The following is a 14305-nucleotide window of genomic DNA, read 5'->3' as shown; positions in this document are numbered from 1 at the left end:
AGTGGATAGATATATGAATTACGTTAAGATAACTCCATCAAAATTAAAAGGCAAGGTAACAATTCCACCCTCTAAGAGCTTAAGTCATAGAGGCATAATTGCAGCAGGGCTTTCTAAAGGTAAGAGCGTGGTAGAAAACGTTATGTTTTCAGAGGATATATTGACTACTTGTAATGCTATGGAGGCACTAGGTGTAACTATAGAAAAAAAAGAAGAAGAAAATAATATTTATACTTTGATAATAAATGGAAGTACTGAGTTAAAATTATTGAAGAAAGAAATAGACTGTTCAGAATCAGGTTCATCTCTAAGATTTTTTATACCTATATGTTTAGCTGAAGAAAATGATGTTGTATTTACAGGAAGGGGAAAATTAGTTTCCCGTCCGCTGAATCAGTATTATGAAATTTTTGATAAGCAGGGTATAAAGTATTCCAATGAAAATGGAAAACTTCCTTTGAAGGTACAGGGTAAAATTCAGTCTGGAGAATTTACTATAGACGGAGATGTAAGTTCTCAGTTTATAACAGGACTTATGTTTACTTTGCCAGTACTTCAGGGTGATTCCAAAATTACAATTAATAAAAAGCTTGAATCAAAGGGATATTTAGATTTGACCATGGACGTATTAAATAGATTTTCAGTAGAAGTAATAAATAATGATTACAAAGAATTCTTAATAAAGGGAAATCAGGAATATAAAAGTAGGGACTATAGAGTTGAAGGGGATTTTTCACAGGCGGCATTTTGGCTTGTGGCAGGTATGATAGGCGGAGAAATAGATTGTCTTGATCTAAATCCAGACTCTAAGCAAGGTGACAAAGAAGTATTAGATATAATAAAGAGAATGAATGGAACACTAAACATTACTAGTGATAAAATATATGCAGAGACAACAAATACAGTTTCTACAGTTATAGATGCATCTCAATGTCCTGATATAATACCAGTACTGGCAGTTTTAGCAGCGGTAAGCGAAGGAACTACAGAGGTTATTAATGCAGGAAGACTCAGAATAAAGGAGTCAGACAGATTAACTGCCATCACTACAGAATTAAACAAATTAGGTGCAGATTTAGAAGAAAAAGAAGATGGCCTTATAATAAGAGGGAAAAAAGAACTTACAGGTGGAGAAGTAGACAGCTGGAATGATCATAGAATTGCCATGGCCCTTGCAGTAGCGTCTATAAGATGTAAAGATGAGGTTACTATAAAAGACAGCGGATGTGTTAAAAAATCTTATCCTACCTTTTGGGAGGACTTTAAGAAGCTAGGAGGAAATGTCCATGAGTGGAGTGTGGGGTAAAAATATTAAACTTTCAATTTTTGGAGAATCCCATGGAAATGCTATAGGAATTACTATAGATGGACTTTTGCCAGGAATTGAACTAGATATTGACTACATAAAGAGAGAAATGGAAAGAAGAATGCCTGGTAAAAATAAGCTTTCTACTGCCAGAAAGGAAGCTGATCAGTTTGAAATTCTTTCCGGTTATTTTAATAATAGAACTACCGGTTCACCCTTATGCGCTATAATAAGAAATTCAGATCAGCATTCTAAGGATTACAGCAAGTTAAAAAATCTTATGCGTCCGGGCCATGCAGATTATACTGGAAATATAAGATATAAAGGCTTTAATGATTATAGAGGTGGTGGACATTTTTCAGGTAGAATTACTGCACCACTTGTGTTTGCAGGAGCTGTAGCTAAACAGATTTTAGCTGAAAAGGGAATACTCATTGGCAGCCACATAAAAAGTATTGCTAACGTTGAAGATGAGTCCTTTGACAAAGTTAATATAGAAGATTCTCTGTTATCGGATTTATTAAAAGAAGAATTTCCTACAATCAATAAAGAAAAAGGTGTAGAAATGAGGAAGCTGATAATAGATGCTAAAGGAGAATTAGATTCTGTTGGTGGAGTAGTTGAAACTGCAGTTTTAAACTTACCAGTAGGCATTGGGTCACCATTTTTTTATTCTGTAGAATCTCATTTGTCCCATATGATATTTTCTATTCCAGCGGTAAAGGGAATAGAGTTTGGAGAAGGCTTTGATATATCTAAACTTAGAGGCTCAGAGGCTAATGATGAGTATTATATGGAGAATGATAAGGTTAAAACTCGTACTAATAATAATGGTGGAATACTAGGTGGCATAACAAATGGTATGCCTATTGTATTTAGAACAGCTTTTAAGCCTACAGCGTCTATAGCTAGGCTTCAGCATACTATTGATATAGAAAATCATGAAAATGCAGAGCTTGAAATAACAGGCCGTCATGATCCATGTATTGTACAAAGAGCAGTACCGGTAGTAGAAGCAGCAGCGGCAATTGCCATATTGGATTTAATGTACGATATAAGATAATAAGAATTCTTATAAGTACTTAATATTGAATCATAATGCTGTGATATAATTATAACAAGTATTGTAAATAACTAAGTCAGTTTAATATATAATTTTGTATAAGACATTTATGAAAATTTTCTTGTGTATTATACAAAATTATTTTGTTAAATTTGGCTTGTTATTTAGTTTCAGATATTTTAGACATCTGAAAATCAATAACAAATGAAAGATGAACGGATATTTTGAAGATACCTTAGTATGAATAAAGGGGGGGTTCTATGAAAGATTTAGAGGAGCTTCGTGAGGAAATTGATAGTATAGATAAACAAATGGTAGCTCTTTTTGAAAAGAGAATAGAAGCTGTTTTAAATGTGGCGAAGTATAAAATGAAAAATTCTATGCCAATTTTAAATGCTGAAAGAGAAAAGCAAGTTATAGAAAAAAATATAGCAAATTTAAATAATAAGGAATTCAGCAGTGCTACAGAAGATTTTTTTAAAGCTGTAATGTCTATAAGCAGAAATTTAGAAGCTCATAAAATGTTTGATTCTAACGAAGAAAAAAAGGAAAGCTCTTTAGATAAATTAGATTATAAATTAAAAGAAGATATAAGAATTGAAGCAGAAAATTCTAAAATTAATGTAGGTTTTCAAGGGGTGTCAGGTTCCTTTAGTGAAGAGGCATTATTTAATTATTTTGGAAGTGAAATAAATACCTGCAGCTTTAATCAGTTTGAAGAAGTATTTAAAGCCTTAAAAGAAGGTAAAATAAAATATGGGATTTTACCAGTGGAAAACTCTTCTACGGGGAGTATTTCAGAGGTATATGATCTTTTACGTAAATATGGATTATACATAGTGGGAGAAAAATGTATAAAGATATCCCAGCATTTAGTCGGAATAAAAGGTACAAAACTTGAAGACATAGAGGAAGTTTATTCTCATCCCCAAGCCTTTCAGCAAAGCAGTATTTTCTTTAAGGATTATCCTCAGTGGAAGCTCATTCCTTACTATAATACTGCAATAAGTGCAAAGATGGTAGCGGATACAAATAGTAAAATCATAGCAGCCGTAGCCAGTGAAAAAGCAGCAAAATTATATAATCTTGATATAATCAAAAAAAATATAAATTATAACAATAGCAACTACACTAGATTTATAATAATAGGTAAAGAATTAGAAATAGAGAAAAATGCTGATAAAATAAGTATAGTTATTTCTGTACCACATAAACCGGGTTCGCTTTACAGTATATTAAGAGATTTTTCAGAAAATAATTTAAATATGCTTATGATTGAATCTAGACCTATGGAAGGAAAAACATGGGAATACTTTTTTTATATTGATTTTGAAGGAAAGATAACAGAAAGTTTTATAAAAGATGCAGTTATAGGAATAGAGCAAAAAAGCAGTTATTTCAATTTATTAGGCAATTATAAATCAGATGCTTGGATAGATACTAATACAAAGAAGGTGGAGTAATACAATGAGTTATTTATTTGGACTTATAGGAGAAAAATTAGAGCACAGTATGTCTCCAGTTACACATTCAAAGCTTTATAAAATATTAAATATGGATGCTTGCTATGATTTATTTGAAATAGAAAAAGAAAACTTGGAGATAGATTTTAAAGCTTTAATAGAAAAGGGAGTAAAGGGCCTGAACGTTACTATTCCCTATAAAGTAGATATTATGAAATACTTAGATGAAACATCCGTTGAAGCGGATAAAATAGGATCTGTTAACACTATATGCTTTAAAAGTGGTAAGGTTATTGGACATAATACAGATTATCATGGCTTTGGCAGAATGTTGGAAAAAAACAATATACCAGTAAAAGATAAGAAAATTGTAGTTCTAGGTGCGGGCGGTGCTGCAAAGGCAGTTATACAATATTTTATAGATAATAATGCTAAAGATATATTACTGGTAAGCCGAAATAAAGAAAGGGCGTCAGAAACCTTTAAGGATGTAAAAATAATTGATTATAGTGAACTTAAAGCTTTAGAGCAAGGTGATGTAATTGTAAATTGTACACCTTGTGGAATGTATCCTAAAATAGAAAATTCTCCTGTAGATGAGAATTGTATTGGTAAATTTTCTTCAGCTGTAGATTTAATATACAATCCAAAGGAAACTTTATTTTTAAAGTATGCCAGGGAAAAGGGGATAAAAGCGGTTAATGGATTATATATGCTGGTTGGGCAAGCTATAGCTGCCGAGGAGCTTTGGAATGATATTACTATAGATGAAAAGATAGTGGATAAGATATACCAAGAACTTTTATAAAAATAAAAAATTTATACAGAGTTAAGGCATCTGAAAATAAGTAATAAGTCAGAGATGAAACGTATATTTTAAATCATACAATGAAACAGGTTCTTATTATAGTAATGCTATATGTAGGTTCTGTTGACCAAGTATGATATGAAATAGACTAGTATACTGACTACTCATTTCTTTACGATGCCTACGAATTTGCATTAGTAAAGAGGTGTTATGTTGTTATGAATTTACGAAAAAATATAGTATTCATAGGTATGCCAGGCTCTGGAAAAACAACTATAGCTAAAGCTATATCAAGACTTTACGGACTTGAATTATATGATACTGATGAATACATAGAAAAAAAAGAAGGAAAAATTATATCTGATATATTTAAAAATGGAGAGGAACATTTTAGAAAGCTTGAGACAGAAGCAGTAAAAGATGTCAGCAGCAAAGAAGCTGTGGTTATTTCCACAGGCGGTGGGGTTATAAAATCTCCTTATAACATGGAACTTTTAAAAAGAAATGGTTTAATAGTATTTATAAATAGATCAGTAGAAGATATAATAAAGGATGTGGATACATCTAATCGTCCTCTTTTAAATAAGTCTAAAGATAATTTACATAAATTATATAATGAAAGATATAGATTGTATAAAGAATATAGTGATTATGAAGTTATAAATGATAAAAATTTGAAAATAGTTATAGATAAGATATCGGATATAATAAGGGAAAAACTTTAACGTTTAGTATAGTTATTAATTTCTTTATAAAAGAATTAAGAGTGTTAATATTTTAATATAGTGTTTTATTAATTGAAAATAAATAAAATGTTACTGGATAAAATTTAGTTCATATTAAAATAAATTAAAAAGGAAGCGTATACTTGTGAAAATATTAGTGATTAACGGACCTAATATTAATTTTTTAGGAATCAGAGAAAAAAATATTTATGGAACTAAAAATTATGAAGATTTGTGTGACTACATAAAGAGTGAAGCTAAAATATTAGGAGTTGAAATTGAAGTTTTACAGAGTAATATTGAGGGAGAGATAATTGGTTACATACAGGATGCCTACGAAAAGTATGATGGAATTGTAATAAATCCTGGTGCATATACTCACTACAGTATAGCTATTTATGATGCATTAAAAGCTGTTTCCATCAAAACTGTAGAGGTACATATAAGTAATATACATTCAAGGGAAGAATTCAGAAGAAAATCTGTTACAGCACCAGCTTGTATTGGACAAATTTGCGGTTTTGGCTTTTATGGATACATAATGGCAATAATGGCATTATTAAAGGAAGATGAAAAATAAAATGGCAAGTGAATCAATTATAAAACCTGTTTATCAAAAAATAGCAATTGATATTGCAAATAGAATAGTAGCTGGAGACTTTGCTGTAGGGGATAAACTATATGGAAGGTCTTCCCTGGCAAGTAAATACAATGTATCTCCTGAAACTATAAGAAGAGCAACCATTCTTTTAAGTGATATGGGCATAGTTAAAGTTACAAAGGGCAGTGGAATAATAGTAGAATCTGTAGATAATTCTCTGAAATTTATTGATAAATTTAAAGATATAGATTCATTAACTTCATTAAAAAGAGAAATTACAGATTTAATGGCTAAGAAAAATCAGATAGAAAAAAGTATGGATAATGTTATAAATGAGTTAATTGATTATTCCAATAGATTTAATAAGAGCAATCCCTTTGTACCTTTTGAGTTTGAAATATATGCGGGACTGCATATAGTAGGAAAAGCTATATCAGAAGTAAAGTTCTGGCAAAATACAGGGGCAACCATAATAGCTATAAGAAGAAATGGAAAGCTAATACTTTCACCAGGCCCCTATACTGTGTTTCTGGAAAATGATGTATTTATTTTTATAGGAGATGAGAGTACCTATTATAGAACTAAGCAATTTCTTTATGAGGAATGAGTATTTAGTAGAATAAGGTTTAGTATTGAAGAGAGATAATTTCAATACTAAGCCTTATTTTTACTATATAAAATATCCATTTAATCCATTGTTATCTATTAATGTGAAATTTTAATTGAAATCTGTATATAATAGCTATTGTATTAATAGATTAGATTTAAATTTCAGCATAGTTTTTATTATGCTATGGTAGAATATAGTTATCTAAAGTATATAGAAAAGTTTATTGGGGAGGTAACTCATATGAAAATAGGAGCAATTGAAAGAAATTTCAGAAAGATAAAGAATCAATTTGCCCAGACGAAAAATGTGGTAAAGCATACAAAATCAAATGGACTTTGGGAACATGAAGCCTCAGTAAGAAAAAAACTTAAACTGTTAAGGGAATTTGAAAAAGAAAATTTAAAAGATTATGATCTGGTTTATGAAGATTACTTAGAGCTTTTAGAATATATATCAAGAAAACTTATTGAGGCCTATAATAATAAGAATGACACTAGATTTCGTTTTGAAGATGTACTTGAGGAGGACTATGAGGGCTATCTTCAATCGGGAATTATAAGTGTACTTATAACAAAGCATATTCCGGAAATTATATCTGAAGAATTCAATAGAGTGTTTCCATTAAATCCAAAGGATGAATACAGAGATGCAAGAAGATTAAAGAGAAAATTTTATCTTCACTTAGGAGAAACTAACACAGGAAAAACTTACAATGCTATGCTTAAGCTAAAACAATGTAATAAGGGAATATATTTGTCTCCTCTTAGAATACTGGCACTTGAAAATTATGAAAGACTAAATAAAGAAGGAGTAAAATGCAGTCTTATAACCGGTGAAGAGGAGATAATAGTCGAAGGTGCTAACCATATCTGCTGTACTATAGAAAAGCTGGATATAAAGGAAGTCTATGATGTAGCAGTTATTGATGAAGTTCAGATGATAGATGATGATCAAAGGGGAGCTGCGTGGACAAGAGCTATATTAGCACTTCAATGTAATGAAATTCATGTTTGTGGAGCATATAATGCAAGAGCTTTGCTTTTGGATATAATAGAAGACTGTAATGATGAATATAAACTTAAAAAATATACAAGAGATATACCACTTAAAATAGATTACAAAACTTTTGCCTACAGAGATGCAGAAGAGGGGGATGCTCTGGTGGCATTTTCAAAGAAAATGGTATTAAATTTAGCTTATTACTACTCAAACATAGGTATAAAGGCAAGTATTATCTATGGAGACCTACCACCAGAGGTAAGAAAAAAGCAGTATGAGCAATTTATAAATAAGGAAACAAAGATTTTGATAACTACAGATGCCATAGGCATGGGCGTAAATCTGCCTATAAAGAGAATTGTTTTTATGGATATAAAAAAATTTGATGGAAATGGAGTGAGGTATTTAAAATCTCAAGAGGTGAAGCAGATAGCAGGAAGAGCTGGTAGAAAAGGTATATATGATACGGGATATGTGGCAACTTATAATAAGGTTCAGGATTTTATAAAGGAAAATCTTGATACAGAAGATAGAATAATAGAACAGGCTGTTGTCGGTCCTAGTGAAGAAATTCTAAAGGTAAAAGAGCTTTCTCTAAGAGAAAAGCTGGCTCTGTGGAGCACAAAAGAAGAAAAATTATCCTACTATAGAAAAATGGATATAAATGAGTATTTAGCAGTACTTGATAGTATAAAGAATTATAGATTGGAAGATAAAATTCAGTGGAGACTTTTGAAAATTCCATTTGATGTATCAAATGAGGATATGCTTAATGCATTTTTATTCTACATAGATGAATTGTTTGTAGCTAAAAAAGATACTGTATCAAAACCAGGTTGTAATTTAAAGGAATTATATGATTTGGAGATATTCTATCAGAAGATAAATCTTTATTATTCTTTTTCTAAAGCTTTTAGCTTAGAATTTGATCAAGAGTGGGTTTATGAAAATAGGATTAAAGTTAGTGAAGATATAAATAATATTTTGAGAAAGATATAGGGAATTTCAGAAACATACATAGTGTTATATTATACCTATGTGTGTTTTTTTAGTATTGATCTATTTAAATATTAAAGTATCTAAAATCCTATAAGGAACTAAAGCTTATTGATATAGAGACGCAGGAAGGTTATACAGTGAAAATAGTTATATAATTTTTAAAATTAATCTATTGACATGAATTAATTTTAAAAATATAATTAGGTAGGTTAATAATTCAAATTGTTGATTATTAACTTATCTAATTACGATAGAGGTGTAAAAATGTGGAAGATAATAAAGAACTAATTGTACAAAAAATTATGAAGTGTTTAAGTGAATTTAGAAGATTGCATAAGCATAAAAGTCCAATTTCTGATTTAACTCATAGTGAGACTATGGTGTTATTTTGTATAAAGAACTATGTAGAAACACATGAGATAGGAATTAAAACTTCAGAACTAAGTAATATTTTAAATGTAGCATCACCTACAATTACTCAGCAAGTCAATAGTCTTGAAAGACGGGGCTTTGTAGAACGTAATGTAGATAAAGAGGATAGACGTGCTGTTAGAATTAAAGTTACAGAGAAAGGAGAGGAAGTTTTTAAGAAAGCATCAGAAGAATTTGAAGCTTCTATTAATGGATTGGTGGAGCATTTAGGACAGGAGAAGAGTGAGCAGTTAGCTGATCTTTTATCAGAAACCTTTAATTATTTTATGAATAAGACATCTGAAAATAAATAGACTGGCATACTGACTAGTTATTTATTTATGATGCTTGAAGAAGACAAACTATTTAAAAGAATGGAGAGGACAATATATGCTGAAATTATTAAAATATCTAAAACCCTTTGCTATATCATTAATTGTTGTAATAGCATTGTTTTTTATTCAGGCTTTAGCGGAATTATATTTACCAACATTAATGTCAGATATTGTTAACAATGGTATAGTTAAAAATGATACAAATTATATAATGAATATAGGTAAAACTATGATACTTGTAGCAGCAGGGGATGCTGTTTGTGTTGTTATAGCAAATTTCATAGGCTCAAAGGTTGCAGTAGCACTTGGTAGAAATCTAAGAGATATTCTCTTTAAAAAAGCAGAGAGATTTTCACTGCATGAGTTCGATAAAGTTGGAACAGCCTCAATGATAACAAGAACTACAAATGATATTATTCAGGTTCAACAAGTATTAGTAATGATAATGCGTATGATGATTAGTGCACCACTTATGTGTATAGGTGGAATTATTATGGCAGTTCATAAGGATGCTAAACTTTCAATCATTTTTGCAGTGGCATTGCCATTTTTATTGATTGCTATAGGGATATTCCTACTAAAAGGGCTGCCATATTTTAGAATTATGCAGAAAAAGCTTGATAAATTAAACCTTGTTACCCGTGAAGGATTAACTGGCATAAGGGTAATTCGTGCTTTTAACAGAATCAATAGCGAAAAGAAAAAATTTAAGGAAGCAAATTTAGATATTAGAGATACAGGACTTACAGTTAATAGACTTATGGCAGGAATGATGCCAATTATGATGTTTACACTTAGTGCTACTCAGCTTGCAGTTGTGTGGTTTGGAGGACTTAGAATTGACAGCGGGCACATGCAGGTTGGAGATATGATGGCATTTATACAATATGCTATGCAAATTATGTTTTCATTTCTCATGATGGCAATTATGTTCGTTATGATTCCACGTGCAGAGGCTTCAGCTGTAAGAATAGATGAAGTACTTAAAATGGAACCCGAAATTGTAGATGCAAAAGAGGTTAAAAGTGCTGATGGCAAGAGGGGATATGTAGAATTCAGGGATGTAACCTTTAGTTACTCCGGAGCTGAACAGCCAGCTATAAGCAATATATCTTTCAGTGCAAAACCAGGAGAGATAACAGCTATTATAGGGGGAACAGGTTCTGGAAAATCTACCTTAATCAATTTAATACCCCGTTTTTATGATGTAACTGGTGGAAGTGTAATAATAGATGGTTTAGATGTACGTGAGATGTCTCAGGAAAGTCTAAGAGCTAAAATTGGTTTTGTTCCACAAAAGGCTGTGCTATTTACTGGATCCATAAATGATAATATAAGATATGGTAAAGAGGATGCAAGCTTAGAAGAAATTAAAAAAGCAGCAGAAGTTGCTCAGGCCTCCGAATTTATATCAAATATGAAGGAAGGCTTTGAATCTGTTATAGCGCAAGGAGGTAATAATGTCTCCGGTGGTCAGAAACAGCGTCTTTCCATTGCACGTGCAATGGTTAGAAGACCAGAAATATATGTTTTTGATGACAGCTTTTCAGCTCTAGACTTCAAGACAGATGCAAAGCTTAGGGCAGCACTTAAAAGTGAAACCAAAGAATCTACAGTTCTTATTGTAGCTCAAAGAGTCAGTACAGTAATGGATGCTGATAGAATTATAGTTTTGGATGAAGGTAAAATTGAGGGAATTGGCAATCATAAGGAACTTTTAAATACCTGTGATGTATATCGTGAAATTGTATACTCACAGTTGTCAGAGGAGGAATTGGCATGAGTGAAAACAAGAAAAAGCCAGATGATGGAACTCAAAAAGGAGGTCCTATGGCGGGCTTCGGAGCTCCCGTTCAAAAGGCAAAAGATGTTAAAGGAACATTAAAAAGACTTCTGATATATTTTAAACCCTATTCTGTTAAATTTATAATTGTGTTTGTATTCGCTATCTTAAGCACTATTTTTAATATAGTAAGTCCTAAGATTATGGGAAATGCAACTACAAAATTATTTGAAGGTATTTATGGAAAGCTTGCCTTAGCTAAGCTAATGACTCAGCAGACAGCACTAGAAAAATTAGCTGGTAATAAGGCAACTGCCACTCCTCAGGTTATGGGTGGACTGGCAGCAGTTAAAGCAGGAATAGCTAAAGTTATAAGTGAAACTGGCGGGAAGATAGACTTTACTTATATTGGACATATTGTATTGTTGTTGATTGGATTATATGTAATAAGTTCTTTATTTTCCTTTGTACAGCAATATATCATGGCAGGTATAGGACAGAATGTTGTATATAATATGCGTCAGGATTTAAGTGATAAACTTAATAAATTGCCTATTAAATTCTATGATTCACGTACCAATGGAGAAATATTAAGTCGTGTTACAAACGATATGGATAATATATCTACCACACTTCAGCAGAGTTTAACTCAGCTTATTACATCAGTTGTTACCATTATAGGTACTGTAATAATGATGCTTACTATTAGTCCTATATTGACCCTTGTAGCAATTGTAACTTTACCAATATGTGGAATTTCTACTGCAGGACTTGCAAAAAAGTCCCAGCAATATTTTGCAGCACAGCAAAAGGAGATTGGTGAATTAAATGGCCATGTGGAGGAAATGTATACTGGTCATAAAATTGTTAAAGCTTTTGGTAGGGAAAATGAGTCCATAGAAAAGTTTGATAAAATAAATGTCAGACTTTATGATGTGGGTTGGAAGGCACAGTTTATATCCGGGGTAGTAATGCCTATAATGATGTTTATTAACAATGTAGGTTATGTAGTAGTCTGTGTTGTAGGAGGTATTTATGTAGCTAAAAAGAAGATTGAAATTGGAGATATTCAAGCCTTCATTCAATATACAAGACAATTTACCATGCCAATAGTTCAGACTGCCAATATAGTAAATATTGTTCAATCAACAATTGCGTCAGCTGAGCGTGTATTTGAACTTTTAGATGAAATAGAAGAAACTGCTGAGGTAGTAGAACCTAAGGTTATAGAATTACCTAAAGGTGAAGTTAAATTTGAACATGTGGACTTTGGTTACAAAGAGGGTGTTACGCTTATAAAGGATATGAATGTTTTGGCAAAGCCAGGACAGAACATAGCTATAGTAGGACCAACTGGTGCTGGAAAAACTACCCTTGTAAATTTACTTATGCGTTTCTATGAAATAAATGCTGGAAAAATAACTATTGACGGTGTAGATACCAGAGATATGACAAGGGAAGCTTTACGTGGAATGTTTGGAATGGTGCTCCAAGACACCTGGTTATTTAATGGAACTATAAGGGATAATATTGCCTACGGAAGAGAAGGTTGTACGGAAGAAGAAATTGTTAGAGCGGCAAAAGCAGCTCATGCAGACCACTTTATAAGAACTCTTCCAGAGGGATATGATACAATCCTTAATGAAGAAGGAACAAATATTTCTCAAGGGCAGAAACAGCTTCTGACTATAGCAAGAGCCATACTTGCCAATCCAAGAATTCTTATTCTTGATGAAGCTACAAGTAGTGTTGATACAAGAACAGAAGTATTTATACAAAAAGCGATGGAAAACCTTATGAATGGAAGAACAAGCTTTGTTATTGCCCATAGGTTATCTACAATACGTGATGCTGATTTGATACTTGTCATGAATAATGGAAGTATTATCGAGCAGGGAAATCATGAAGAGTTAATTGCTAAAGATGGATTCTATGCAGATCTTTATAATAGTCAATTTAGTGATGATAACTCTGAAGATGTAGGATAAATAGTAAAAAAGCTGCCTTGTTTTTATCAGGCGGCTTTTTGCTTTATTCTAAATTCAATGAGTAATATACAAAGGTATTGATAATTATATGTTTTTTTATAAGGTTTTTTCTACAGGATAATTAGATTTTAGTAATTGTTTGCCATAGCACCTTTCCAATTGAAGCTCATTTTATATGGCTATTAATGCCATAATAATTTTGTAAATCACGTGTTGCCTTATAATAATTTCTAGGTGATAGATCAAACATTTTTTTAAAAGCCCTTACGAAACTGGAATAATCTCCAAAACCACATTCTTCACATACTGTGGACATTGAAATTCCTTTCTTTATGAGGTCAGATGCCTGCAATAATCTTTTCTGCTGGGTATAATTATGAATGGTATATCCGGTCTGTTCTTTAAATTTATGCATTAAATAATACCTATTAATAAAAAATTTTGAAGATATAATCTCAATTGAAAGATTTTCAGATAAGTGAGTATTTACATATTGAAGTATTTCTACGATAGATTTATCATATTGAACATCGTCTTTTTCTTTATCTAATTTACTTCCTATAAATAATCTGTTTATATATACCATAAGCTGAATTAGTATTGAGTTTTTTAAAATATGATTGCCAAATTCTTTACTTGTATAATTATTTTCTAAAGAGTCTAATGTAGATTTTATTATTTCAATATTATTTTTATTCAATCTAAGCAAATTATTTCTCTGTGATAAAGAAAGCTTAAAGCAATTCAATAAATCACTATCTTCTGTGTTATGTTTTTCTAAAAACAATTTATTAATCCATATTATTATCCTTTCGTAGGGCTTTCCAGGATTTATTATAGGTTTATGAACTTCATTGTTGCTTATTAAAATTAGATCCCAGGGTTTTAATCTATAAGATTTTCCTTCAACAAGATAATTTACGTTACCAGATAGGAAAATTATAATTTTATTAAAATCATGATAATGAGATTCAAACTCCATATGCTTATGATCTTTTAAATGAAAATATTTAAAATCCTCATTAAGATAACCTCTTTTAATTTTTAACAGAGTATTTTTATCTATCATTTTAACCACCTATAGAATTTTAATATTTTTTCTAGGGATTTCTCTTATCTCCCTAAACGTATTTAAACATCCAACCAACCATATTTATTAAAATTTTATAATATAATCAAGTAAAATTCAATAAAATAGTGATTTCCTTGAAAGT

At 31.1% G+C, this 14305-nt stretch carries 12 protein-coding genes; 11 read left to right on the top strand and 1 reads right to left on the bottom strand.

Going from position 1 to position 14305, the window contains the following annotated elements; all coding sequences use genetic code 11:
• The first annotated feature begins 13 nt into the window (after nt 1-13).
• From aroA to ABF633_RS01190, 11 genes are all read left to right on the top strand, one after another.
• Nucleotides 14-1306, top strand: coding sequence for a 3-phosphoshikimate 1-carboxyvinyltransferase (gene aroA, locus ABF633_RS01240; RefSeq protein ID WP_415521216.1), 1293 nt, complete (start codon nt 14-16; stop codon nt 1304-1306).
• Nucleotides 1287-2369 carry a chorismate synthase gene (gene aroC / locus ABF633_RS01235; protein WP_415521214.1) on the top strand — a complete coding sequence of 361 codons (1083 nt, stop codon included), beginning with the start codon at nt 1287-1289 and terminating at the stop codon, nt 2367-2369. Before aroA ends, aroC begins: the two co-directional genes overlap by 20 nt.
• A 260-nt stretch (nt 2370-2629) precedes the next feature.
• Nucleotides 2630-3832: a prephenate dehydratase gene (pheA, locus tag ABF633_RS01230; RefSeq protein WP_415521213.1), complete on the top strand. Its 1203-nt coding sequence runs from the start codon at nt 2630-2632 to the stop codon at nt 3830-3832.
• Between the two features lie 4 nt (nt 3833-3836).
• On the top strand, nt 3837-4640 hold the full coding sequence (gene aroE, locus ABF633_RS01225; protein WP_415521211.1) for a shikimate dehydrogenase: 804 nt from the start codon (nt 3837-3839) through the stop codon (nt 4638-4640).
• 218 nt (nt 4641-4858) lie between these two features.
• A complete protein-coding gene (locus ABF633_RS01220) occupies nt 4859-5365 on the top strand; it encodes a shikimate kinase (protein ID WP_415521209.1) in 507 nt (168 codons plus the stop codon).
• A 145-nt stretch (nt 5366-5510) separates the two neighbouring features.
• A complete protein-coding gene (gene aroQ / locus ABF633_RS01215; protein WP_415521207.1) occupies nt 5511-5945 on the top strand; it encodes a type II 3-dehydroquinate dehydratase in 435 nt (144 codons plus the stop codon).
• Between the two features lies 1 nt (nt 5946).
• A complete protein-coding gene (locus ABF633_RS01210; RefSeq protein ID WP_415521205.1) occupies nt 5947-6573 on the top strand; it encodes a TrkA C-terminal domain-containing protein in 627 nt (208 codons plus the stop codon).
• Nucleotides 6574-6816: 243 nt separating this feature from the next.
• Nucleotides 6817-8574 (top strand): helicase-related protein, encoded by a 1758-nt coding sequence (locus ABF633_RS01205; RefSeq protein ID WP_415521203.1) that lies wholly within the window; start codon nt 6817-6819, stop codon nt 8572-8574.
• A gap of 266 nt (nt 8575-8840) precedes the next feature.
• Nucleotides 8841-9299 carry a MarR family winged helix-turn-helix transcriptional regulator gene (locus ABF633_RS01200; RefSeq protein ID WP_415521201.1) on the top strand — a complete coding sequence of 153 codons (459 nt, stop codon included), beginning with the start codon at nt 8841-8843 and terminating at the stop codon, nt 9297-9299.
• A gap of 76 nt (nt 9300-9375) precedes the next feature.
• Nucleotides 9376-11103, top strand: coding sequence for an ABC transporter ATP-binding protein (locus ABF633_RS01195; RefSeq protein WP_415521199.1), 1728 nt, complete (start codon nt 9376-9378; stop codon nt 11101-11103).
• The gene (locus ABF633_RS01190) at nt 11100-13091 is read left to right on the top strand and encodes an ABC transporter ATP-binding protein (RefSeq protein WP_415521197.1); all 1992 of its coding nucleotides are present in this window, start codon (nt 11100-11102) and stop codon (nt 13089-13091) included. The genes ABF633_RS01195 and ABF633_RS01190 overlap by 4 nt, the downstream gene beginning before the upstream one ends.
• Before the next feature lie 166 nt (nt 13092-13257).
• On the opposite strand, the gene ABF633_RS01185 is transcribed toward ABF633_RS01190, so the two are convergent.
• Entirely contained in the window at nt 13258-14160 is a 903-nt protein-coding gene (locus tag ABF633_RS01185) for an AraC family transcriptional regulator (protein ID WP_415521195.1), read from the bottom strand.
• Nucleotides 14161-14305 lie beyond the last annotated feature (145 nt).

The organism is Clostridium sp. (assembly GCF_047718555.1).
Lineage (GTDB): Bacteria > Bacillota > Clostridia > Clostridiales > Clostridiaceae > Clostridium_I.
This window is presented reverse-complemented; position numbering and strand designations above follow the sequence as displayed.